This window comes from Kitasatospora sp. NBC_01287 (genome assembly GCF_026340565.1).
Lineage (GTDB): Bacteria > Actinomycetota > Actinomycetes > Streptomycetales > Streptomycetaceae > Kitasatospora.
Genome location: NZ_JAPEPB010000001.1, coordinates 2,368,257 through 2,391,491 on the forward strand (window position 1 = coordinate 2,368,257; position 23,235 = coordinate 2,391,491).

Below are 23,235 nucleotides of genomic sequence, written 5' to 3' on the forward strand. Positions count from 1 at the left end.
GGCCGACGCCCGGCGACGGGCCCCGGCCCGTCGCCGGGCGGACCCGGCTGGACGCGGCTGGATCCGGCGGAGCGGGACTAACTGCCCGTCCCGCCGGTCCCGCCAGTCCCGCCCGTCCCCGAAGAGTTGGGCTGCGTGGGGGTGGCGCCCGCCAGGATGGTCATCATCTGGGTGAGGCTCAGCGCCTCGTCATTGGCGTTGTGCAGGGTGGTCCCGGCATCGTGCAGCGCGGTGCCGGCCTTGTTCATGCCGGCGACCAGCAGGTCGATCTGGGCCTTGATCCCGGCGCAGAAGGTGCCGAAGTCCGTCTGCAGCGTCACCGACTCGGCCAGCGGGGCCTGGCCGCCCGCCAGCTTGGTGTAGGTGCCGCTCAAGCCGGAGACCGTGGAAGTGCCGCTCTGCTGCTTGGCCGCGAAGTCGGTCAGGGCGGCGATCACCATCGCGCCCAGCGGGTCGTTGGTGGTGTCACCGCCCTTGAGGCGCAGGATGAACCCGGGGATCTCGTTCTTGACGAAATTGTTCAGGTCATCGTCGGTGATCTTGAGGTCACCGCTCATCGCTGCTCGAAGGCCATCGCCCCGGAGATGTCGGCGCGCCTCATCGTCTCGTGCATGTCGGAGAGGGTCGACGCGCCCTTGGCGAGGTCGGCGCGCATCTCCGCCTGGTTGGCGCTCACCACCGCGAAGAAGGCCTCGAACGCCTCCTTGTACTGCCCGGCCTGGCTTTCGAGCACCTTGAGCTCGGACTGCAGCTCCTCAAGGTTGCTGTCCATGACCCCGGCCGCGCGGGTCAGTTCCTCGACGGCCTCGTTCAGCGCCTCGTGGTTGAGGTAGATGTCTGCCATGGCGATCTCGTCCTTGGGTCTCTGAGGAAGTCGGAGGGAGGGGGCAGCCGGTCAGCTGGTGGTGGTGCCGTTGAGCAGGTGGTAGACGTTCTCCGAGGCACCCCAGTTGCCGCCCGCGTCATGGGCGTCCGCCTCGGCCTGGGCGAGGAACTTGCCCGACTGGTCCAGCGCGTCGGTCAGCTGCTGGAAGGCGTTCATCACCGTCTTGTAGCGGTCGACCCAGTCCTGCACCTTGCCCTGGAAGCTGCTGCTGGCGCCGGAGATGTAGTGGGCCCGGATCTCCTGGTTGATCTGCTCGACCGTCTGGCCCGAGGTGATCATCGCGCTGCCGTGCTTCTCCAGGCTGGCCAGCGCCTTGCTCATCGCCTGGTCCTCAGTGGACAGACTGCTGGGAGTGGTCATCGAAGCTCCTCTGTCGGGAATCGGTCAGTGATGAGAACGGCCGTACCGCGCAGGGCGGTTCAACCGGAACAGGGGTTGGTGCCAGTCGCCGGCGGGACCAACTGGCCGGTCGCCAGCGCCACCGGGTCCAGGCTCGGCCCGCTCGGCAGCAGCGCCAGCAGCGCCTGCGGCACCGCCTGGGTCGGGGCGCCGGTGTAGCCCAGCTGCTTGACGGCGTCGGCCGAGGGCAGCGGGTACTTCACACCGTTCTCCGCCACCAGGTACTCGCTCGAACCGCCGCCCGCGGCCGACAGCGCGCGGGCCAGCACCGCCGCGCCGGGGCGCACCGCGATCCGGTCGGCGGGCGCGCAGCCGGGGGTGACGCCGGGCTCGCTGTCCGGGGCGCCACCGCCCAGGGCCGCGGCGTCCAGCACGGTGACGGTGGTGACGGGGTTGCCGTCGTCGCTGGGGCGCAGGTCGGCGCAGACCGCCTGCGCCTGGCCGGCGGCCAGCAGCGCGGGCGGCGTGGCGGGCAGACCGCCGGGCAGGCCGGGGCCGGGGGCGGTGTGCGCGGCGAGGTCCTCGGGGCCGATCGGGGCCGGGTCGCCGGCCGCGCCCGCGTAGGCGTCCTTCTGGGTGCGCGGGTCGCCGCGCAGCAGGTCGTACTGGAGCACGCTGAGCGGGGTCAGCCCGGTGCGGGTGAGCACGTAGCGGCCGCCGCTGGGGTCGGTGAAGAGCTGGCCGACCCGGGTGGGCCTGGCCGCCAGCACCGGGCCCGGGCTGCCGCGTCCGGGGATGTCGGGCGCGGTCAGGTCGGGGCCGGCCGGCAGCGCGTCGAGCAGCGCCGCGGGGACCTGGAACGGGGCGGCGGTGGGGTAGCCGAGCGCCTGCGGCGCACTGTTCTGGCGGTCCACCCGCAGCCGGCGGCCCTGCCAGAGCAGGTAGCTCGTCCCGTCCGGGGCGCCGACCAGCACGCCCTGGGCGGCCGTCAGCGCCGTGCCCTGCTCCGCGGGGGCGATGCTGAGCACGAGCTGCGGCTTACCGGTGCTGCCAGTGCTGCCAGTGCTGCCGGTACCACCGGTGCTGCCGGGCGCCGGCGGCGGCTGCACCCCGCAGGCCAGCCACCCGCCCTGGGCCAACTGACCCACCGCGGGCACCCCGTCCGGCGCGCCGACCAGGCCCACCGGCGCACCGCGCCCGACCGAGGCGAGCGAGGCCGCGCTCACCTGCCGCACCGTCATCTGGGAGCCCGCCAGCAGCTTGGCGCTGGTCTCGTTGAGCACCGGGTGCAGCTGGCCCCCCACGAAGAGGTAGCGCGCCCCGCTCTCCTTGACCACCACCAGCGCGCCGGGCGTGGCCCACCCCGTGGTGGCGGCCGGCTTAAGCAGCCCGTAGAGGGCCACCACCAGTGCGATCACCACGCCCAGCGCGAGGCCGGTGACCGCACCCCTGGTGGTGCGCCCGGTGGGGGTGTCCGGCGCGTCGGGCTCGGCCCGCAGCATGCCGGAGCCGAGCCTGCTCATCACGAACAGGTGCGCCTGCACCTGGTCGCGTCGGGACTGCATCCTGCTTCTCCTCCGGTTCGGCCCTCAGATGCTCAACCAGTGCTCACCCAGCTGATGGGAACTCAGCCGCTCATCGTCCGCAGCGCGTGGAAGACCCCGCCGGCCTGCAGCGCCAGCGGCAGCAGCGCGACGGCGCTCAGCGTGTGCAGCACGTCCGCGAGCCGCCCCCAGTAGGGCAGCAGCCGCCGCCCCGGCACCGTCCAGGCGACCACCAGCAGCGCCGCGCCCACCGCCAGCAGGCCGCCCAGCACCGCCGACCGCCCGGCCGCCGGCTGCGCGGCCGTCAGCCGGGCCACCAGGACCACCGCGCCGAGGAGCCCCGGCAGCAGCAGGGCGAGCCGCTGCCGGATGCTGCCGACCGCCCGCGCGTGCAGCAGCAGCAGCACGCTGAGCGCGCCGGTCGCGGCCGGCCCCGCCCAGCCGCCGGCGAAGGCGAGCAGGGTCAGGCAGAGCGCGCAGACCACGCCGATCGCGGTGTAGAGCGCCATCAGGTAGTCGTCGGCGACCAGGCTGCGGGTCAGCACGCCGGCGGCCGGGAAGGGTTCGATGTTCTCCTGCAGCTCCTCGGCGTTGCGCGGCAGCATCGGCAGCCGCAGACCGGAGAGCCGGAAGGCCAGCGACGGCACCAGGGCGCCGATCAGCACGGCGGCCACCGCGATCAGCGCCACCAGCTGCTCGGGCGCCAGCCCGGCCAGCACCAGGGCGCCGCCCAGCACGCCGAGCACCGCCACCAGCACCACGCCGAGGAAGAGCGGCGCCGAGCCGCCGACCGCCGCCACCGCCAGCACCGAGGCGCCCGCCGCCGCCGAGGCGGCCGCCAGCACCCGGGCGCCGAGCAGCACCTCTCCGCTCGGGCCGCTGGGCAGCAGCAGCGCGGCCAGTGCCAGGTAGGGCACGGCGGCCGCGCCCAGCGCGGTGCCCGCGCCCGGGTCGGCCATCGCCCGCGCCGCGCTGGCCGAACCGAGCAGCAGCAGCAGCGCCGCGGCGGCCGCGGCGGCCTCGCGCACACCCGTCGGGCCCGGCAGCGCGAGCACCACCCAGCCGCCGGCCAGCGCCAGCAGCGCCACCGCGAGCGACAGGCGGTGGGTCAGCGCTGGCCGCCAGCTGTCGCCGCGCTCGCGCATGCCGGTGGCCACGCCGTCCACCAGGTCGTCGAAGTGCACCACCGGCAGGGCCTCGCGGCGCGGGCGCAGGTACAGCGTGTCGCCGTCGTGCAGCGCGAGCGCCTCGGCGCTCTGCTCCTCGTCGAGCGGCTCCTGACCGAGCCGCTGCAGCACCCAGCCGCCGTGCTCCAGGCCGCTCTCCGCCAGGTCGGGGCCCGCGTGGCCGAGGACCGCGGGCAGCAGGTCGGCCAGCGGCACGTCGGCGGGGACGGCGAGCTCGAAGGCCGTGCCCGGCGCGTGGAACCTCAACCGGCACAGCCCGGCGACGGCACTGCTGTTCACACCACTCCCCCACTCCGCGACCCGGCTCCGCGACCCCTGCGCGTTCGGTCTCCGACTGCAGAACGGACCGGACGGCGTGCCGCGTTCACCCGTCTTCAGCCGCCTTCAGCCACGTCGTGAACCCGGCCCGGTGCGCCGCCCGTCACACCCAGGGACGGTGGTGTGAGGGAGGAGCCCTGAGGTGAGTGTGGTCCTGGTCAACCGAACGCCGCGGCGTCCGGGGCCCGAGATGCCGGACGGCGAGATCCAGTTGCAGGAGCCGCCGGTCCTGCCCGAGAAGCAGAGCGGCATGTCGAGCATGATCAGCATGGCGCCGATGGCGCTGGGCTCGCTCTCGATGGTCTTCATGTTCCTGCGCCCGAGCGGCGGCGAGGGCAGCGGCGCGCTCGCCTACGTGGGCATCGGCATGATGGCGCTCTCCTCGATCGGCATGCTGGTCACCCAGCTGATCCGCGGCTCCAGCGACCGCAAGCAGCTGCTGCGCGCCGAGCGCCGCGACTACCTGCGCTACCTCTCGCAGATCCGCCGCCAGGTGCGCAAGTCGATCACCGCGCAGCAGCAGGCACTGGCCTGGCGCCACCCCGCGCCGAACGAGCTGCGGTCGCTGGTGGGCACCACGCGGCTGTGGGAACGGCGGGCCGCCCACCCGGACTTCAGCGACGTGCGGATCGGCACCGGCCCGCAGCGCCTGGCGACCCGGCTCGCCCCGCTCTCCACCAAGCCGGTGGAGGACCTGGAACCGCTCTGCGCCCACGCGCTGCGCCGCTTCATCCACGCCTACAACACGCTGGACGACCAGCCGATCGCCATCCACCTGCGCGGCTTCGCCCAGGTGCTGCTGCGCACCGACGACCAGTCGGCCGCCCGGGCGCTGGTGCGCGCGATGCTGGCCCAACTCGCCACCGTGCACGGCCCCGACGAGCTGCGGATCGCCATCGTCGCCGAGCCGGAGCACCGCGGCGCGTGGGAGTGGGCCAAGTGGCTGCCGCACGCGCTGCACCCCGGCGAGAGCGACGGGGCCGGGCCGCTGCGCCTGGTGGCGGGCAGCCTGGGCGAGGCGGAGCAGCTGCTCGGCGAGGAGTTCACCGGCCGCCCGCCCTACGAGCCGGACGCCGTGCCGCACCGCGAGGAGCCGTTCACCGTCCTGGTGCTCGACGGCGCGGGCGCGCACGCGGGCAGCCGGGCGGCGCTCACCGGCTACCGCAACACCGTGCTGATCGACCTGACCGAGAGCCTGGAGTGGCGCCCGGCCCGCACCACGCTGCGGCTGCGGATCGCCGAGGGCCGGCTGGCGATGATCGGCGCGGACCGCAACCGCAAGGACACCGTCACCGACCTGGGCCGGCCCGACGCGCTGAGTGAGCGTCAGATCACCCGACTGGCCGGCTCGCTGGCCCAGTACCGGATAGGCGACGCGGTGGAGGCCGCCGAGCCGCTGGCCACCGACTTCGACCTGACCGCGCTGCTCGGCATACCGGACCTGCACAAGCTGGACGTGGAGGCGCTCTGGGCGCAGCGCGGCATCCCGCAGCGGCTTCGGGTGCCGCTGGGCCTGGGGCCGGACGGCCGCCCGGTGGACCTGGACCTCAAGGAGTCCGCGCAGGGCGGCATGGGCCCGCACGGCATGCTGATCGGCGCCACCGGCTCGGGCAAGTCCGAGTTGCTGCGCACGCTGGTGCTGGCGCTGGCCGTGACGCACTCCTCCGAGGTGCTCAACTTCGTCCTGGTCGACTTCAAGGGCGGGGCGACCTTCCTGGGCCTGGACGCGCTGCCGCACACCTCCGCCGTGATCACCAACCTGGCCGACGAGGCCGCGCTGGTGGACCGGATGCGCGACGCGCTGCACGGCGAGATGGTCCGCCGCCAGGAGCTGCTGCGGGCCGCCGGCAACTACGCCTCGCTGCTGGAGTACGAGAGCGCGCGGGCCGCCGGCACCCCGCTGAAGCCGATGCCCACGCTGTTCGTGGTGGTCGACGAGTTCAGCGAACTGCTGGCCGCGCACCGGGACTTCATGGACCTCTTCGTCATGATCGGCCGGCTCGGCCGCTCGCTGGGGGTGCACCTGCTGCTGGCCTCGCAGCGACTGGACGAGGGCCGGATGAACGCGCTGGAGTCCCACCTGTCCTACCGGATCGGCCTGCGCACCTTCTCCGCCATGGAGAGCCGCGGCGTGCTCGGCGTGCCGGACGCCTACCAGCTGCCCTCGGCCCCCGGCAACGGGTTCCTGCGCAGCGACATCTCCACCCTGACCCGCTTCAAGGCCGCCTACGTCTCGGGCCCCTACCGGCCCAAGCGCCGCGCCGCCCAGCAGGCGGTGCTGGAGGGCCAGGTGGTGGCCTACGGAACCACGTACGTGACGCCCCGCCACCTGCCGACGGCGGTCGAGGAGGAAGCGGTCGAGGAGACCTCGGCCGAGTCGCTGCTGGAGATCGCCGCCGCCAAGCTCTACGACGTCGGCCCGCCCGCCTACCGGGTCTGGCTCCCGCCGCTGGACGTGCCGCCCACCCTGGACGAGCTGCTGCCGCCGCTCGCCCCGCACCCGGCGCGCGGCCTGACCACCGAGGCGAGCAAGGCGCACGGCTCGCTCAACATCCCGGTCGGCGTGGTCGACCGCCCGTTCCAGCAGCTGCGCGACCTGCTGACCGCCGACCTCTCGGGGGCCGGCGGCCACGTCGGCATCGCGGGTGCCCCGCAGAGCGGCAAGAGCACCATGCTGCGCACCCTGATCACCTCCCTGGCACTCACCCACACCCCGCGCGAGGTCCAGTTCTACTGCCTGGACTTCGGCGGTGGCACGCTCTCCACTCTGCGCGGGCTGCCGCACCTGGGCGGGGTGACCGGACGCCATGACGGCGAGCGGGTGCTGCGCACCATCGCCGAGGTGAACGGCATCATCAACCGCCGCGAGAAGTACTTCGCCGAGCTGGGCATCGACTCGGTCACCGGTTTCCGCCGCCGCAAGGCCGCCGGTGAGCTGGCCCATGACCCGCACGGCGACGTCTTCCTGGTGATCGACGGCTGGAACACGCTGCGCCAGGAGTTCAACGACCTGGTCCAGCCGCTCACCCTGATCTCCCAGCGCGGCATCAACTACGGCGTGCACCTGATGATCGCCACCACCCGCTGGGGCGAGATCTCCGGCAGCCTGCGCGACCAGCTGCAGACCCGTTTCGAACTGCGGCTGGGTGACGCGGTCGACTCGGTGATCAACATGCGCGCGGCGGCCCGGGTGCCCAAGACCCCGGGCCGCGGCCTGACCGACGAGCAGTTGCACTTCCTGACCGCACTGCCGCGGCTCGACGGATCGGGGACCGCCGAGGACCTCGCCGAGGGCATCGCCGACCTGGTGGACGCCGTGGCCGCGCACTGGGAGGGGCCGCGCGCGCCCGAGGTGCGGATGCTGCCGCTCACCCTGGACGCCACCGAGCTGCCCGCCCCCGAGGGGCGCCTGCGGGTGCCGATCGGCGTGGACGACGCCGAGATCGCCCCGCTCTGGCACGACTTCGAGGAGAACCCGCACCTGCTGGTAGTGGGCGACAGCGAGGCGGGGAAGACCAACCTGCTGAAGCTGATGGCCCGGTCGATCACTCAGGTCTACACGCCTGCCGAGGCCCGGATCATGGTGGTCGACTACCGGCGCGGGTTGTACGACGTGGTGCCGAAGGAGTACCAGCTCGGCTACGCGGTCGCCGTCGACATGCTGCGCCAGATCGTCGACGGCGCCGCGCGCGCCATGAAGAACCGGATCCCACCCGACGACATCAGCCCCGCGCGCCTGAAGCTGCGCGACTGGTGGGAGGGGCCCGAACTCTTCATCCTGGTCGACGACTACGACCTGGTCAGCACCGGCGCCGGCAGCCACCCGTTCGCGGCGGTGCTCGACAACCTCGCCCAGGGCGCCGAGATCGGGCTTCACCTGATCGTGGCACGCGGCGCCAACGGGATCGGCCGCGCCATGGGCGACCCGCTGCTGCGCAAGCTGCAGGAGGTCAACTCGCCCGCGCTGCTGCTCTCCTGCCCGCCCTCGGAGGGCCACCTGTTCGGCAACGTCAAGCCGCGCCAGCTGCCCACCGGACGCGGCCTGTACATCACCCGGCGACGCAACGTGCAGGTGCAGACCGGCCACCTGGGCAAGGACGGTGAACCGCTGGAGGTGACCGGCCCGTAGTCCCGGCAGGGGCCCACTCTCAGCAGACCGGAGGCCGGCCATGGACTCGGCACCATCCCAGCTCACCGCGCGGTCCACGCTGCGCCCGGTGGGAGCGCACCTCGTCATCGCACCGCCCGGATCCGAACAGGCCGGCCTCGCGGCGGTGCTGGACCCGGTGCGGGTCGAGCCGCAGACCCTGGTGCTGCTCGCCGCGGCGGTGGACGCCGCCCCGGTGCTGCGCGCCTCGCTGGACGAGCTGACCCGGATCGCCACCGCCCGGGGCGCCGACACGCTGGTGCTGGCCGCCTCCGGCCTGGCCGCCAGCGGCCCCGACGGCCGCCGGCCGGCCGAACTGCTGGCGCGGCGCACGGGGTTGACGGTGGTCGCGCCCGACGTCGTGGTCTCCGTCGAGGCGGACGGGACGCTGCTGGCGGCGGGCGGCTCCTGGTGGTACTGCCGGCCCGGCGGCGGTGCCGAACCGCTCGGCGAACGCTGGCCGGGCGGCGCGGCGATCAGCCCGCTGCGCAGCGGCGCGTTCTGGCTCACCCGGGCCACACCCACCACCGTGCCGGCCATCCTCGAGTTCGCCTCGGCGCCGATCGGCACCCTGCTGCTGGTGCTCGGCGAGCCCGGTGGTCCGCTGCCGACCGCCGTTCGGCTCGCCACCGCCGCGTCCGCACTGCTCACCGCCACCGGCGAGCAGCGGCTGCTGCTCAGCGCGCCCTGGGCCGAACCGATCGAGTTGGTCGAGCTGTCCGCCGTGCTCGCGGCCTCGCTCGACCGCGAGGTGCACGCCGCCATCGGCCTGCCGCTGGTCACCGCGACCGGTCACCGGGGCATGCACCTGGCCGCGGACGGCACGCCCGGCTGGGAGCCGTACCTGACCGAGCTGACCGCCTGCCCGGTCGCCCGCACGGTGACCGCGGTCGGCTGGCGCGAGCACCCCGGCGGCTGGACGCCCGCCGGTCCGGCCCGCTACCACGCCTTCCCCGGTTGGGAGTTGGAGGCGGTCTCGGCCGGCCTCTGGCTGCGCCCGGCCGGCGCCACGGTGGAGCGCGCGCCCCGGCTGCGCCGTCCCGACCCGGCGCAGCCGGTGCTGGTGATCGGCGCCCCCGGGCACCCGGTCACCGAGGAGGTCTGGGAGCACCTCGGCGGGCTGCTCGCCGGGCTGCCGTCGCTCGGCGCCGGGCCCGCGGTGCGGCTCGCGGTGACGGTGGCCGGGACGATGGACGCGGAGTCGGAGACCGTGGGGCGGTTCAGCGCGCGGATCCACCGGCTCACCTGGCTGGGCGCGGACCCGGGGGCGAGGGCCGCGGTGGCGGTGGCGGCCGCGCCGGCCGCTCTGCCGGTGCCGGAGCCGGTGGCCGTGCGGACGGTGGAGCGGGAGCCGGTGGCCGTGCCGCAGGTGGAGCCGGAGGTGGAGCCGATCGCCGCGCCGGTGCGGGTGGCCGTCATGGCCGGCCCCGCTGCCGAGCCCGCACCCGAAGCCGTTCCCGAGCCCGCACCCGTTCCCGAGCCCGCACCCGCACCCGCACCCGCACCCGCACCCGCACCCGCACCCGAGCCGGAACTCCCCGAGCCCGCGCCCCTGCCCATCCCCACCGCGTCCGACCACCCCACCCTGCTGCTGAGCGTCACGCCGTCGACGGAGGCGCCCACCCTCAGCATGGCAGCGATCCGCATCCCCGAGCCTGCGCCCGAACCCGAGCCTGCGCCCGAACCCGCGCCCTCGCTCGCACCAGAGCCCGAGCCTGCGCCCGAACCCGCGCCCATCCCCGCACCCGCACCCGCACCCACGCCCCCACCCGCGCCCACCACCCCCGCCCAGGACCGGGACGCCCTGCAGGCCCTGATCGGCGCCCCGTACCAGCGCTGGGCCAGCCGTGCCGACCAGGTCGCCACCCGGCTGCCCGGCCTGCGCGCGGCGGGCGGCGACGACCCCCGCCCCGAGCTGGTCGCCGTGCTGCTCCACCACGCCGACTCCCCGGTGCCCGCCTCCCGCGCCGAGCTCGTCGCCGCCACCCGCGAGGGCACGGACGGTCCGCTGCGCCCGTACCTGCGCTGCCTCGCCGCGGGCCTGCGCCGGCTGCCCAGCCACCACGGCGCCGTCCTGTTCGCGGCTCCGCCCGGCCCTCTCGACCTGACCCGCTTCGCCCCCGGCACGGTGCTCCGCGAACCCGCCCCGGTCAGCGGACTCTCCACCGTGGGCGCCGACCTCGGCGACGGCATCGAGCTGGAGTTCGCCGTCTGGTCGGCCACCGGGCGCCGCACCTCGGCCTTCGGCGAGCCCGGTGAGCAACCGACCGTGGTCTTCGCGCCGGGCACCGCCTTCGAGGTGCTGGAGCTCGACCCGGCGGACGCCGACAGCGGCCGCCCGGCCCGGGTCCTGCTGCACGAGAGCACCGGCCTGCGAGCGGCCCCCGACCGGCTGCGCGGCTGGCTGGCCCGCCGCGACGCCACCGCCCCCGAGAACCGCGTCCGCCCGGCCAACCCGGCCCACTTCCACCTCGACCTGGGAGCCGCCCCCGCAGCACCGACCGAGCATCAGTCGAACAGTGACTGAACAGCAGCTGAACGGCCGCTGACCAGCGACATCATCAGGCGTACCCGCCGACACCGCCGCCCCGGCGCAGGCAGGACTCAGCGGGCCGACCCGTCACGGTCGGTCCGCTCCTCGGCCGCACCCGCGACACCGGTGATCTGACGGCCCGTGCAACGATGAGCGCGGAGACTCCCCCGCCGGATCGTGCCGGCGCTCCAGTCGCGAGAAGGCCTGATGGACACCTGATGGACATTCGACTACTCGGCTCGGTAGAGCTGCGCACCGCCGACGGACGCCTCGGCGAGATCGCCGGCCCCCAGCGGCGCGCCGTACTCGCGCTGCTCGCAATGGAGTTGGACCGAGTGGTCGCGGTGGACCGGTTCGTCGAGCTGCTCTGGGCGGAGCAGCCCCCGGCCCAGGCCAGGGCCGCGCTGCAGGGGCACATCGCCGCGCTGCGCAAGCTGCTGGCGCCCGGACCGTTCATCCTGCAGACCCGGGCGCCCGGCTACCTGCTGCTCGGGCCGCCCGACCAGGTCGACACGCGGCGCTTCGAGCGGCTCGCGGCCCGGGCGGCGGACGAGTCCGACGACGGCGAGGCGGCCCGCCTGCTGCAGCACGCGCTCGGCCTCTGGGCCGGCGCCGCGCTGGGCGATCTGCCCGACACCGCGCTGCGCCGGACGCTGGCGGAGCAGCTCGACGAGTCGCGGACCGGCGTGCTGATGAGCTGGGCGGAGCGGTGCCTGCGGCTGGACGCCGGCGTGCGCGCGGTCCCGGCGCTGGAGCAGAGCGTGCGGGCCGACGGACTGCGCGAGCCCGTGGTGGCCCTGCTGATCCGCTGCCTGCACCAGGCCGGGCGGTCCGCCGACGCGCTGACCGTGTACCACCAGGCCAGGGAGCGGCTCGACAGCGAGCTGGGCCTGCCGCCGGGCCGGGCGCTGCGCGCCGCGTTCGCCGAGGCCGGTGGCACGGCCGGTGGCGAGGGCAGCAACAAGGGGAGCGGCGAGGGCAGCGGCGGCGGCAGCAACCCGGGTCCGACGACAGTGGTGCCGCCGACCACCCCGCAGCCCTCCGCCGCGCCTGGGCCCGCCCCCACCCCCGCGCCCGCCCCGCGCGAGGCGCCGGCCCCGGCGCCCGGCATCGCGCGCCACCTGCCGCGGCAGAGCAGCGGATTCGTCGGGCGCGGCGAGGAGTTCCGGCGGTTGGACCAGGAGTGCGGGCCGGACCGGACCGGCAGCGGGCTCGCCGTCCTGGTCGGGCCGGCCGGGGTCGGCAAGAGCGCCACCGCGATCCGCTGGGCGCACGGCGCGGCCCCGGGCTTTCCCGACGGCCTGCTCTTCGCCGACCTGCGCGGCTTCGACCCCATCGGCCCGGTGGACCGCTGCGAGGTCCTCGGGCAGTTCCTGCTCGCGCTCGGCCTGCCGGAGGCCGCCGTCCCCCAGGACGAGGCCGACCGGGCCGCCCTCTACCGCGAACGGACCGAGCACCGGCGGCTGCTGGTGCTGCTGGACAACGCGCGCGGGCCGGCCGACGTGGTCGACCTGCTGCCCAGCGGCCCGGCCTGCGCGACGGTCGTCACCAGTCGCAACACGCTGGAGGACCTGGTGGTCACCGAGGGTGCCACGCTGCTGCGGCTGGAGGCGCTGCCGGACGCCGACGCCCTGCGGCTGCTGGACCGGGCGCTGACGGCGGGTCGGGTGCAGGCCGAGCCCGAGGCGGCCCACCGGCTGATCGCGCTCTGCGACCGCCTGCCGCTCGCGCTGCGGATCGCCGCCTCCCGGCTGGCCTCCCGTCCGGGCTGGCGGATCGCCGACCTGGTCGCCGAACTCACCGACGAGCGAACCAGGTTGCTCGCCCTGGACAACCGTGGCTCGGTCAGCGTCCGCACCGCCCTGGTTCTGACGTACCGTCATCTTTCTTCCACGGCGACCCAGTTGCTGTCACTGCTGGCCGCCCATCCGGGCCGCGAGGTGGACGCCCTGGCGGCGGCGGCACTGCTCGGCGGCGAGCTGCGGGCGGCCCGGCGCACCCTCGGCGAGCTGGCCGCCTACCACCTGCTCACCGAGAACACCCCCGGCCGCTACACCCGGCACGACCTGATCCGGCTCTTCAGTGCCGAGCTCTTCGCGGCCGAGCCGGCCGAGTTCCGCCGGCTCGCCACCGACCGGCTGCTGGACTACTACCTGGTGGCCGCCCGGGTGGCCGCCGACCACCTCGACCCCGGCATCGAGAGCTTCGGCGAGCCGGAGCACCCGCCGCTCAGCCTGCCGCAGCCACCGGACAGCCGCGCGGCGCTGGCCTGGTTCCGTCCCGAGGAGTCGACGATCCGCGCACTGGTCACCACCAGCGCCGACGACGGCCGGCACGAGCGGGCCTGGCGGCTGGCCCGGATCTCGGAGAGTCTCTACTACGGCGCCGGCCGGCTCAACGACTCGCTCACCTGCCTGCTCGCCGGGCTGCGGGCCGCCGAGCGCACCGGATCACCGCAGGCCATCGCGGTGCTGGAGGGCTCCTGCGCCAACGCCCTGTACAGCGTGGGCTTCTCCGCCGAGGCGGTGCGGCTGGTCCAGCAGGCGATCGAGCGCACCAGCCCCGCGGACGGCAACACCCACGTCCGCGCCCTCTACACGCTCGCGCTCATCACCGCCACCTTCGGCGACGCGATGGCGGCCCTGCCGGTGTCCGCCCAGGCCCTGGCGCTGAGCGGCGACGGCCTGCTGCCCGAACACCGGGCCGCCGTGCTCAGCTACGCCGCCGCGGTCCGCAACATGGCGGGCGACTCCGCGACCGCGCTGGGCCAGGCCCGTGAGGCCTGCCGCCTGCTCGCCGCCTACCCGGCCGCCACCGTGCGCCTCTGGGCGATGATGAACGAGGCCCAGGCCCTGCACCAGTTGGGCCTGTCCGCCAATGCCGAGCCGATCTGGACCTCGATGCTGGCCACCATCCGCGATGCCGGCTTCCTGCACCTGCAGGCCTCCGGCGAGCAGGGGTTCGCCGACTACCTGCTCGACATCGGCCGCCCGGCGGACGCCGCCGCGCACCTGCGCGCGGCCATCGACCTGCACCAGCTCCACGGCCACCTCGCGGACGCGGTGACCGAGCGCCTGGCGATGATCGAGGCCACCCTCGCGGACACCGACCGCGCCGCGCCCGCTGACGGGCTGACGGGCTGACGGCGGCCGGTGAGCGGCAGTTGTCCAGCGGTCCAGCGGTCCAGCGGCCGCAGCTCAGCCGCTCGACGAAGTGGTCCTGCCATTGGCGCCGGCCGCGCCGCCGCCGCTGGTGGCGGGCCGACCGCTCTCGGCCGCGGCTCCCCCGCCGCTGGTGGTCGGGCGACCGCTGGTGGTCGGGCGGCCGTTGTCGGCCGCGGCTCCCCCGCCGCTGGTCGGGCGGCCGTTGTCGGCCGGCACCGCGCCGCCGCTCGTCGCCACCCGCCCGGCGGCGGGGACGGCTTCGCGCGCGGCGGTCGCCCGTACCCCGGCCACCGACCGCCGCAGTGCCGTCTCCGTCCCGGCCGCCGGCGCCGTTCCCGGTGCCACCGCAGGCTGCGCGAGCGCTCCCGTCCGCATCGTCATGCCCACCCGCATCGCCGGCACCAGGTGCTGCTGCCCCTGGCCCGAGGTCGACTCGGTGCCCACCGGCACCGGCCTGGCCTCGGGCGCGGGGGCCGCCTGCCGGGGCGGAGCGGCCCGGTCGATCCGGATCACCAGGTTGTCCTCCCGGTTGGAGCGGTTGGGCCAGTCGTAGTCCTTGCTCCGGATCAGCTGGCTGCGCCCGCTGTCCGCCTCCGTCCACTTGCCCTGGACCGCGCGGATGTTCGGCCGCCACTGGCCGCCGTACTCGTGCTCCAGCGCGAGGTCCCAGCCGTGCCCGGAGCCGCCGTCGTCGATGACCTCGCTCGCGCCGACCGTGCCCGGGATCACCACGGTGCGGCCGTGGCGGATCCGCACCACCACGCGCTGCGGCCAGGCCGCGGTCACGCCGACGACCGTGATCCTGCAGGGGCCTTCGTACCAGGCCATGGGAGCCACCTCCGCGCTCGTGCCGCCGGGGTCCGGCGCCGGACCCCTCCACCCAGGGGAACGGCCACCCGCGCACCCGGGGTTCGACCCACCGTCCCGTCGGCATCGGCCGGGCCCGGGAGCACGGCCTCCCCGTGGTCCGCCCGCCCGGGGAAGCGCCGGACGGGCAGATTCCAGCCACCAGGCGAGCAGTTCCGGCCAATCGTCCAAGCGATTCACGGTGGCTGCTGACGCAGGTTCAGGCACCCGCTGAAATGGACGGCGGCACCTAGCCACTCCGGTTCCACCCGGCCGCGCCCGCTCCCTGGAGCCGGCCACTCCCGAAGGGTCCCACCGTGCCCGTGCTCCACCGTGGCCTCGGCACGACCGTCACCACCCCCGCCACCGCGCTACCGGCGCCCGCGGTCAGCCACTGACCGCGGGCGCCGCGCCCATCAGTGCGCCGCCCAGAGCAGCAGGAGCACCGCCGCCACCACCACGAGCGCCACCGGCGGTCGCAGCAGGGGTGACCGGCCGGAGCGCCGCCTCCGGCCGTCCGGCCCGACGCCTACGTTGCTGCCGCTGCTGACGAACCAGCCCTGGTCCAAGCCGCGCTGCTCACCGCCGTGGTGGCGACCGCCGTGGTGGCGACCGCCGTGGTGGCCCCCGCCATGGTGACCGCCCCCGTGCCCGCCATGGTGACCGCCGAAGTCGCCGCCACCCGAATGTCCGCCACCGTCCATGCGTCGCACCTCCGTCGAGAGAGCCCCCTCCGGCCAGCGTGACAGATCGGCGCCGCCCGTACCTCAAGGCAGGCTCTGACACCGCCCGCCGCCCTCCACCGGTTGCGCCCGCCCACCCGCCGAGCGGAGCGACGCCACAACCCGTTCGCGGCAAGGGAATTCCGCGACCGGCCTTTCCACACCAGCGGCACTCCACCATTCCCCCCGCTTCCGTGAAGCCGCCACGGCCACCGGACCGGGGGGTGGCGCCGAGCAGTTGACCGCCTTTCCGTCCCATCGCGGAATTCCGCGCCGGAGCTGGGACAATTACGCCACCGGCAGCCGCCCGGGGTAGCTGGTACACGGACGAGGGCCTGCTGGGTGCGCGGGGGCCCACACGCGAGCTTCACCGCTGGTCCACCGGCATTCGGCAGGACCGTCGCAGCGCGTTCCCCGCATGATTGCGGCGGGCATTCCACCATTCGACCGGAACAAGAGCTCCGCATACGAAAGCTGATCGCCCCTCAGTGGTTGCCCCGCATGAACTCGGCAGCTCGGCGCCGCGCTTCCGGCACCCCGCCCGCCCCGCGGGCTCCGCGCAGGTCTGCCGGTCCACACCTCTGCCGAACCCGTGCGCAACGCGGGGCCCGCAAGGCACGCGAAGACCCCAAACCCCCCAAAGCCCACGCGAGTCACGGCGCCGGGTGGCGGCCGGGCATCGGCCACCCGGCCGCCACGCGCGAAGGGCCCGCAGAACTGCCTTGTCAGGTCACTGAGTTGATTGATTCAGCTTCGGGTAAAGAGAATTGACGCAAACTCAAAGGCCTTTACCAGCCCATTGTGGCAACGCTTGTTCGAAGGTAGAGTCCCGGTTCGCCGAGCACGGATGAGCGCTCGCGGGCATTGTTTGGGGCGGGCATGTCAATGATGTACGGCACCCTTGAGGTCACTTCCGACCTGCTTGACGCGTTCACGGAAATTTCACGCCGATATCCGGAGCGCCCGGCGATTGTCCACCAAGGACACGCCCTGACTTATCGCCAACTCGGCGAGCGGGCGGCCGAGCTGGCCGCGCGTCTGGGTCCCGGTCCCGGGGTGGTCGCCGTGCGGGCGACCCACGCACCGGAGACCGTCATCGGGCTGCTCGGCGTGCTCGCGGCCCGGGGCGCCTACTGCCCGATCGATCCGGCCTTTCCCGAGCAGCGCCAGCGGGCGATGGTGGCGGCCGCCGGCGCCCGCGCGATGGTCACCGACGATCCGGGCCAGGCGGCCCGACTCGGCCTGGCCCAGGTGGCCCCGGGCCCTCTCGCGGCCACTGCCGTCAGCGCGCCGCAGGGCCGCTGCCCGGACGCGGACGTGGACCCGGAGGCGGACGTGGACCCGGAGGCGGACGTGGACCCGGACGTGGACCCGGACGTGGACCCGGACGCGCCGGCCTACATCCTCTTCACCTCGGGCTCCACTGGGCAGCCCAAGCCCGTCGTCACCCCGCGCCGGGCCATCTCCGCCACCGTGCACTCACTGCGCGGGCTCTTCGAGCTCACGCCCGACGACCGGGTGCTGCAGTTCGCCTCGCTGAACTGGGACACCTGCTTCGAGGAGATCCTGCCCGCGCTGACCACGGGCGCCGCCCTCGTGCTCGACGCCGAGGCGCACTCGGGTTCGTTCCCCCGGTTCCTGCGGATGGTCGAGCGGGAGCGGATCAGCGTCCTCGACCTGCCCACCGCCTTCTGGCACGAGCTGGTGCTCCACCTGGCCGAGGACAGGCTGACCCTGCCCGACTGCGTCCGGCTGCTGGTGATCGGCGGCGAGGCGGCGAGCGGGGCCCGGCTGGCCGACTGGAGCGGCCTGGACACCGGACGGATCCGGCTGGTCAACACCTACGGCTGCACCGAGACCACCCTGATCACGCACGCCGTCGACCTGCACGGCCCCGAGGTCCCCGCCCCCGGTCGGCGGTGGGGCGCCGGCGTGGCCGCGCCGATCGGCCGGGCGCTGCCGCACGTCGTCGAGCACATCAGCGACCAGGGCGAGTTGCTGATCGCCGGGCCCGCGCTCGCGCTGGGCTACCTCGGGCTGCCCGAGGCCACCGGAGCCCGGTTCACCGTGGTCGACGGCGAGCGGCGGTTCCGCACCGGCGACCGGGTGAGCAGCGCGCCGGACGGCGTGCTCACCCACCAGGGCCGGCTGGACCACGAGCTCAAGGTGCGCGGCATCCGGGTGGACCCGGCCGAGGTCGAGGCCCACATCGCGGGCCACCCCGCGGTGGCCGCCGTGGCCGTCGCGGGCGTCACCCGCGCCGGCCGGTCCACGCTGGTCGCCTACGTGGTGCCGCGGCCGCGCGCCGACGCCCGGACGCTGGACTCCGACCTCCTGGAGCACCTGCGGGAGCGGGTCCCGGGCCATCTCGTGCCCGGCCGGATCACCGTCGTCCCCCACCTCGTGCACACCGCGAGCGGCAAGGTCGACCGCGCGGCCTCGCACCAGCTGCACGCAACCACCGACCAGGTCAAAGGAGACCTCCGATGAGCGTTGACACCACTGCCCCCACCGCCGGCGGGGCGGCCACCGACCCCGCCGCCGTGTCCGCGGCCGGCCCCGCCACCGAGGCCGTGGTCGAGGGCGTGGTGGCGGTCTTCCGCCGGGTGCTGGAGAGCGAGGAGGTCACGGCGGACTCGGACTTCTTCCGGTTCGGCGGCGACTCGCTGATCGCCACCCGGGTGCTGAGCGCGATCGCCCGCGGTCACGGGGTGGAGCTGTCCTTCGAGGACTTCCTGCTCGCGCCCACCCCCGAAGGCCTCGCCGCCCACATCGTGGCCGCGCAGGCCGTGACCGCGCAGGCCGTGGCAACCCGGACCATGGCAACCCAGAGCGTGGCAACCCAGAGCGTGGCAACCCGGAGCGTGGCAACCCGGAGCGCGGGTGCCCGATGAGCGGCGTCACCAGTGCCGTCGTGGTCGGGGCCGGGCTGGCCGGCCTGACCGCCGCCGCCGACCTGCTGGCGCGCGGCATCGAGGTCACCGTGCTGGAGGCGCGCGAGCGGGTCGGCGGCCGCACCCACGGCCTCGAAGTCGCGCCCGGGCGCTGGATCGACGCCGGCGCCGCCTACCTCGGCGAGCGGCACACCGAACTTCACGCGTTGATGGCCGAGTTGGACCTCAAGACCACCCCGACCACGATGACCGGCGCGAGCCGCTTCGCGCTCGGTGCCGAGGACACCACCCGGGACGGGCGGTTCCCGCCGCTCAACGCCGTGGCGCTGGGCGACATGTTCGAGCTGCTGGACGAACTCACCGCCGCCGTGCGGCCCGAGGCGCCGTGGCTCACCCCGGACGCCGAGCGGCTGGACACGCTGACCGCCGCGCAGTGGGCCGAGCAGCACCTGGCCCATCCGGACGCCCGGCTCTTCTTCCCGCTCTTCCTCGGCGAGATGATGGCCGCCGACCCGGCCGACGTCTCCGTCCTGCACATGGCGTTCTACCTGCGCTCGGGCGGCGGCATCCGCTACCTCAACGCCTTCGAGGGCGGTGCCCAGCAGGACCGGATCGCCGGCGGCGCCCACCTGGCCTGCGAGCGGCTGGCGGAGCGGCTCGGCGCCCGGGTGCGGCTCGGCGAGCCGGTCACCGCGCTGCACCAGGACGCCGACGGGGTCAGCGTGCGCTCCGCGCTCGGCACCCACCGCGCGGACGTCGCGGTGCTGGCGCTGCCGCCGCTGCTGGCCGACGCCATCGAGCAGCGGCCACCGGCGCCGGCCCGCCGGGCGAGCGGGCGCACCGCCCCCGGCTGCGCGGTCAAGATCAACCTGGTGTACCCGACGCCCGGTTGGCGCGATCACGGTCTCTCCGGCTGGTCGGTCAACGCCGAGGGCCCGCTGCTGTCCACGGTGGACGACTCGCCGCCCGAGGGCGGGGTCGGCGTGCTGACCGGCTTCGTCACCGGCGGCGAGGCGCACCGCTTCGCGGCCCTCGACCCGGCCGCGCAGCGCGCGGCGGCCGTCGAGCAGGCCGCCCGACTCTTCCCGATGCTGCCCGAGCCGATCGGCTACCACGTCACCGACTGGGTCAACGAGCAGTACAGCAAGGGCTGTTACGCCGCGCTCTTCGGCCCGGGCGACTGGCTGCGACAGGGCCCGACGCTGACCGAGCCGCACCAGCGGGTGCACTGGGCCGGCACCGAGACGAGCACCGAGTACTTCGGCCTCATGGAGGGCGCGATCCGCTCCGGCCACCGGGTGGCCGCGGAGATCCTCGCCCGGCCCTGAACCCTGTCCGGCACCGGACCGACCGCAGGGCCCCGCTCCCCCACGGGCCCGCACCCTTGAGCCACCCTCCCCGCCGTAGCACCACCCCCCCCGGCCGCTGATCCACCAGTCCGCCACGGACTGCTTCTCGTCACCCCCCGTTCGCCCGACCCCGGTTTCACGAGAACCCAGGTCGGGCGCCCCGCCCTGGGAGAGCGCCATGAGCGACCAGACATCCATCGCCCCCCTCGCCGCCAGACAGCAGCTGATGACCGATCCCACCCTCGGGGCCGGCAACTTCCTCGACCGGGCCATCGCGGTCAACCCGAACCGCGCGGTCCCGTTCGCCTACAGCCACCACACCGACCACCGCGGCGCGGTGGTGCTGCGCGGTCACAGCCTGCTCGAACTCGCCGCCCTGCGCGACAACTACGCGGCCTGGTACCGGGCGAACGGCGTGCGCCCCGGCGAGCCGGTCGGCGTGGTGGTCGGCGAGGGCCTGGAGCCGCTGCTGCACTTCCTCGCGCTCAGTGCGCTGGGCGCGGTCCCGGCGCTGATCAACGACGCCATGCGGCACGATGTCATGGTCCGCTACCTCAACCACGTGGGCGTGGTCGGCATCGTCGCGGACGACCCGACCCGGCTCGCCGCGGCCTACCGCGAGGACCCGCGGCGCCGTCCGCGCTTCATCGCCATGGCGGCCGAGATCCAGGCCTTCGACCTCGCGTCGGCCCACCTGCCCGAGGCCTACCCGTACCAGCACGCCGCGGACGACGTGGTCGCGCTGATCCACTCCTCGGGCACCACCGGCACGCCGAAGGCCACCATGCTGGCGCACCGCCAGTTCTGGGACGGCAAGCAGCCGCGCATGGTGCGCTTCCCCGCCGAGCCGTACGACCGGCTGATGTCGCTGATGCCGCACACCCACGCGGGCGGCCTGAGCTACTTCCTCACCGCCGCCCTGCTCGGCCTGCCCACCGTGGTGATGTCCGACTGGCGCCGCTCGGTGGTGGAGCCCGTGATGGAGGCCTTCCAGCCCACCATGGTCGCCTCCTTCCCGCGGACCTTCGTCGAGCTGGCCACCGGCGAGCTGCCCGTCAAGGGCGCGGCGAAGGTGCACTCCTGGTTCAACACCGGCGACAGCGCGCACTACGGGCACATCCGCCGGCTGGTGGGGCTCGGCGAGCGCCCGGCCGGGCTGATCGAACCCTGGCTGCTGCCGCAGCAGCGCGACGAGCGCCCGGCGCTGCCCGGTTCGCAGTTCATCGACGGCCTGGGCTCCTCCGAGATGGGCATGGCGCTCTTCGGCCAGGTGACCACCCCGGAGAGCACCCGCAACGACCGCTGCGTGGGCAAGCCGCTCGAAGTGGTCACCAAGGCCGCGGTGCTGGACGAGGACGGCGCGCAGGTGCCGGACGGCACGGTCGGCATGCTCGCCGTCATCACCCCCTCGCGGACCCCCGGCTACTGGAACAACGCCAAGCTCACCAGCACCTTCGAGCTGGCCGGCTACTGGCTCACCGGCGACCTGGCGCGACGCGACGCCGAGGGGAACTTCTACCACCTCGACCGCACGGTGGACGTCATCGACACCGCCGACGGCCCGGTCCACAGCCTGCCGATCGAGGAGGTGCTGCTGGCCGACTGCGCCGAGTTGGTGCGGGACTGCTCGGTGGTCGGCGTGCCGGGGCCGGCCGGGCAGGGCCAACGGCCGATCGCCGTCGTCCAGTTGCAGGCCGAGGCCGCGCACCGCACCGCCGAGGAGGTCCGGGAGGCGGCCGACAAGGCGCTGACCGGGGCCGGACTGGCCACCCTCGCCGCGGTGCGCATCGCCACCACCCCGCAGGACTTCCCACTGGGGCCCACCGGCAAGGTGCTCAAGCGCGAGCTGCGCACCCGCTTCGCCACCCTCTTCACCGGCCAGTAGCAGCCGATGGACGAGCAGACGATCCGGCAGCCCTACGCGTACGCCCGAACCCCCCTGGTCGAACCGGACTGGCGCCGGCTGCCGGGCTGGCGCGACGTCACCGAAGCGCAGTGGCGCGACGCCCAGTGGCAGCGCGCGCACTGCGTCAAGAACCCGCGGCAGCTGCGGGCGGTGGCCGGCGAGCTGCTCACCGACCGGTTCTACGAGGAACTCGCCGCCGATCAGGCACAGTTCGCCACCATGTCGATGCTGCTGCCGCCGCAGATGCTCAACACCATGGCGCCGCACGCCCCGACCGTGCCGGCCGCGTTCACCGACGCGTTCCTGGCCGACCCGGTCCGCCGCTACATGCTGCCGGTGCGCGCGGACCGGCACCCGCACTGGCCCAGCCACCCGAAGGCCGAGCGAGACTCGCTGCACGAGGCCGAGATGTGGGTGGTGGAGGGGCTCACCCACCGCTACCCCACCAAGGTGCTGGCCGAGTTGGTCGCCACCTGCCCGCAGTACTGCGGCCACTGCACCCGGATGGACCTGGTCGGCACCTCCACGCCGCAGGTGACCAAGACCAAGCTGGTGCTGCGCCCTGCCGACCGGCAGGAGCAGATGCTCGACTACCTCAAGCGCACCCCGAGCGTGCGCGACGTGGTGGTCTCCGGCGGCGACGTCGCCAACGTGCCCTGGCCGCAACTGGAGTCCTTCCTGACACGGCTGCTGGAGCTGGGCTCGGTGCGCGACATCCGGCTCGCCAGCAAGGCGGTGGTCGGCCTGCCGCAGCACTGGCTGCAGCCCCGGGTGGTCGAGGGGCTGGGCCGGGTGGCGGCGCTCGCGGCCCGGCGCGCGGTCAACCTCGCCGTGCACACGCACGCCAACCACGTGCAGTCGGTGACCCCGCTGGTCGCCGAGGCGGCCCGGGCGCTGCTGGACGCGGGCGTGCGGGACGTGCGCAACCAGGGCGTGCTGATGCGCGGCGTCAACGCCACTCCCGAGGACCTGCTCGACCTCTGCTTCGCCCTGCAGGGCGAAGCGAACATCCTGCCCTACTACTTCTACCTCTGCGACATGATCCCGAACGCCGAGCACTGGCGCACCTCCGTGCACCAGGCCCAGCTGCTGCAGGAGGCGATCATGGGCTACCTGCCCGGCTACGCCACCCCGCGGCTGGTCTGCGACGTGCCGGACCTGGGCAAGCGCTGGGTCCACCAGGCGGTGGCCTACGACCGCGAGCGCGGCATCTCGTACTGGACGAAGAACTACCGCACCGAGCGCGAGGTCCACGCGGCCGGCGGGGCCGACGAGGCCGGCGCCGACGACCCGCTCGACCGGCGCCACCCCTACTACGACCCGGTGGACACCCTCCCGGAGCCCGGCCGCCGCTGGTGGTCCGGGCAGCCCGGCGGACCTCGCTCCTGACCCTCCCCCAG

At 74.6% G+C, this 23,235-nt stretch carries 15 protein-coding genes; 8 read left to right on the forward strand and 7 right to left on the reverse strand.

Annotation, left to right across the window (positions count from 1 at the left end; translation table 11 throughout):
- Positions 1-77: 77 nt before the first annotated feature.
- From OG455_RS09895 to eccD, 5 genes are all read right to left on the reverse strand, one after another.
- Positions 78-557 (reverse strand): hypothetical protein, encoded by a 480-nt coding sequence (locus OG455_RS09895; protein ID WP_266292206.1) that lies wholly within the window; start codon positions 555-557, stop codon positions 78-80.
- The gene (locus OG455_RS09900; protein ID WP_266292208.1) at positions 554-844 is read right to left on the reverse strand and encodes a WXG100 family type VII secretion target; all 291 of its coding nucleotides are present in this window, start codon (positions 842-844) and stop codon (positions 554-556) included. Before OG455_RS09900 ends, OG455_RS09895 begins: the two co-directional genes overlap by 4 nt.
- A gap of 51 nt (positions 845-895) precedes the next feature.
- Positions 896-1,246: a hypothetical protein gene (locus OG455_RS09905; protein WP_266292210.1), complete on the reverse strand. Its 351-nt coding sequence runs from the start codon at positions 1,244-1,246 to the stop codon at positions 896-898.
- A gap of 59 nt (positions 1,247-1,305) precedes the next feature.
- A complete protein-coding gene (gene eccB, locus OG455_RS09910) occupies positions 1,306-2,790 on the reverse strand; it encodes a type VII secretion protein EccB (RefSeq protein WP_266292212.1) in 1,485 nt (494 codons plus the stop codon).
- A gap of 62 nt (positions 2,791-2,852) precedes the next feature.
- Complete coding sequence (eccD, locus tag OG455_RS09915; RefSeq protein WP_266292214.1) at positions 2,853-4,235, reverse strand: type VII secretion integral membrane protein EccD; 1,383 nt, start codon at positions 4,233-4,235, stop codon at positions 2,853-2,855.
- 229 nt (positions 4,236-4,464) lie between these two features.
- Between eccD and eccCa the strand changes: the two genes are divergently transcribed.
- The 3 genes from eccCa (at position 4,465) to OG455_RS09930 (ending at position 14,097) form a co-directional block, all read left to right on the forward strand.
- Positions 4,465-8,403: a type VII secretion protein EccCa gene (gene eccCa, locus OG455_RS09920; protein ID WP_266300713.1), complete on the forward strand. Its 3,939-nt coding sequence runs from the start codon at positions 4,465-4,467 to the stop codon at positions 8,401-8,403.
- Between the two features lie 40 nt (positions 8,404-8,443).
- Positions 8,444-10,948: a hypothetical protein gene (locus tag OG455_RS09925; protein ID WP_266292216.1), complete on the forward strand. Its 2,505-nt coding sequence runs from the start codon at positions 8,444-8,446 to the stop codon at positions 10,946-10,948.
- A 224-nt stretch (positions 10,949-11,172) separates the two neighbouring features.
- Positions 11,173-14,097, forward strand: coding sequence for a BTAD domain-containing putative transcriptional regulator (locus tag OG455_RS09930; RefSeq protein WP_266292218.1), 2,925 nt, complete (start codon positions 11,173-11,175; stop codon positions 14,095-14,097).
- Between the two features lie 54 nt (positions 14,098-14,151).
- Here the strand turns inward: OG455_RS09930 and OG455_RS09935 are convergent, their stop codons facing one another.
- Both OG455_RS09935 and OG455_RS09940 read right to left on the reverse strand, forming a co-directional pair.
- A complete protein-coding gene (locus OG455_RS09935) occupies positions 14,152-14,946 on the reverse strand; it encodes a hypothetical protein (RefSeq protein WP_266292220.1) in 795 nt (264 codons plus the stop codon).
- Positions 14,947-15,380: 434 nt separating this feature from the next.
- Complete coding sequence (locus OG455_RS09940) at positions 15,381-15,668, reverse strand: hypothetical protein (protein WP_266292222.1); 288 nt, start codon at positions 15,666-15,668, stop codon at positions 15,381-15,383.
- A 906-nt stretch (positions 15,669-16,574) separates the two neighbouring features.
- Between OG455_RS09940 and OG455_RS09945 the strand changes: the two genes are divergently transcribed.
- The 5 genes from OG455_RS09945 (at position 16,575) to OG455_RS09965 (ending at position 23,224) form a co-directional block, all read left to right on the forward strand.
- Entirely contained in the window at positions 16,575-18,176 is a 1,602-nt protein-coding gene (locus OG455_RS09945) for an AMP-binding protein (protein ID WP_266300714.1), read from the forward strand.
- Positions 18,173-18,580 (forward strand): acyl carrier protein, encoded by a 408-nt coding sequence (locus OG455_RS09950; RefSeq protein ID WP_266292224.1) that lies wholly within the window; start codon positions 18,173-18,175, stop codon positions 18,578-18,580. Before OG455_RS09945 ends, OG455_RS09950 begins: the two co-directional genes overlap by 4 nt.
- Positions 18,577-19,908 carry an FAD-dependent oxidoreductase gene (locus OG455_RS09955; RefSeq protein WP_266292226.1) on the forward strand — a complete coding sequence of 444 codons (1,332 nt, stop codon included), beginning with the start codon at positions 18,577-18,579 and terminating at the stop codon, positions 19,906-19,908. The genes OG455_RS09950 and OG455_RS09955 overlap by 4 nt, the downstream gene beginning before the upstream one ends.
- A gap of 199 nt (positions 19,909-20,107) precedes the next feature.
- Positions 20,108-21,814: a class I adenylate-forming enzyme family protein gene (locus OG455_RS09960; RefSeq protein ID WP_266292228.1), complete on the forward strand. Its 1,707-nt coding sequence runs from the start codon at positions 20,108-20,110 to the stop codon at positions 21,812-21,814.
- Between the two features lie 6 nt (positions 21,815-21,820).
- Positions 21,821-23,224 carry a KamA family radical SAM protein gene (locus tag OG455_RS09965; protein ID WP_266292230.1) on the forward strand — a complete coding sequence of 468 codons (1,404 nt, stop codon included), beginning with the start codon at positions 21,821-21,823 and terminating at the stop codon, positions 23,222-23,224.
- The last annotated feature ends 11 nt before the right edge of the window (positions 23,225-23,235 follow it).

Coding starts and splice junctions, on each gene's coding strand:
- OG455_RS09895 (WP_266292206.1), bottom strand. CDS start 557: ATGAGCGGTGACCTCAAGATCACCGACGATGACCTGAACAATTTCGTC.
- OG455_RS09900 (WP_266292208.1), bottom strand. CDS start 844: ATGGCAGACATCTACCTCAACCACGAGGCGCTGAACGAGGCCGTCGAG.
- OG455_RS09905 (WP_266292210.1), bottom strand. CDS start 1,246: ATGACCACTCCCAGCAGTCTGTCCACTGAGGACCAGGCGATGAGCAAG.
- eccB (WP_266292212.1), bottom strand. CDS start 2,790: ATGCAGTCCCGACGCGACCAGGTGCAGGCGCACCTGTTCGTGATGAGC.
- eccCa (WP_266300713.1), top strand. CDS start 4,465: ATGCCGGACGGCGAGATCCAGTTGCAGGAGCCGCCGGTCCTGCCCGAG.
- OG455_RS09925 (WP_266292216.1), top strand. CDS start 8,444: ATGGACTCGGCACCATCCCAGCTCACCGCGCGGTCCACGCTGCGCCCG.
- OG455_RS09930 (WP_266292218.1), top strand. CDS start 11,173: ATGGACATTCGACTACTCGGCTCGGTAGAGCTGCGCACCGCCGACGGA.
- OG455_RS09935 (WP_266292220.1), bottom strand. CDS start 14,946: ATGGCCTGGTACGAAGGCCCCTGCAGGATCACGGTCGTCGGCGTGACC.
- OG455_RS09940 (WP_266292222.1), bottom strand. CDS start 15,668: ATGGACGGTGGCGGACATTCGGGTGGCGGCGACTTCGGCGGTCACCAT.
- OG455_RS09945 (WP_266300714.1), top strand. CDS start 16,575: ATGTACGGCACCCTTGAGGTCACTTCCGACCTGCTTGACGCGTTCACG.
- OG455_RS09950 (WP_266292224.1), top strand. CDS start 18,173: ATGAGCGTTGACACCACTGCCCCCACCGCCGGCGGGGCGGCCACCGAC.
- OG455_RS09955 (WP_266292226.1), top strand. CDS start 18,577: ATGAGCGGCGTCACCAGTGCCGTCGTGGTCGGGGCCGGGCTGGCCGGC.
- OG455_RS09960 (WP_266292228.1), top strand. CDS start 20,108: ATGAGCGACCAGACATCCATCGCCCCCCTCGCCGCCAGACAGCAGCTG.
- OG455_RS09965 (WP_266292230.1), top strand. CDS start 21,821: ATGGACGAGCAGACGATCCGGCAGCCCTACGCGTACGCCCGAACCCCC.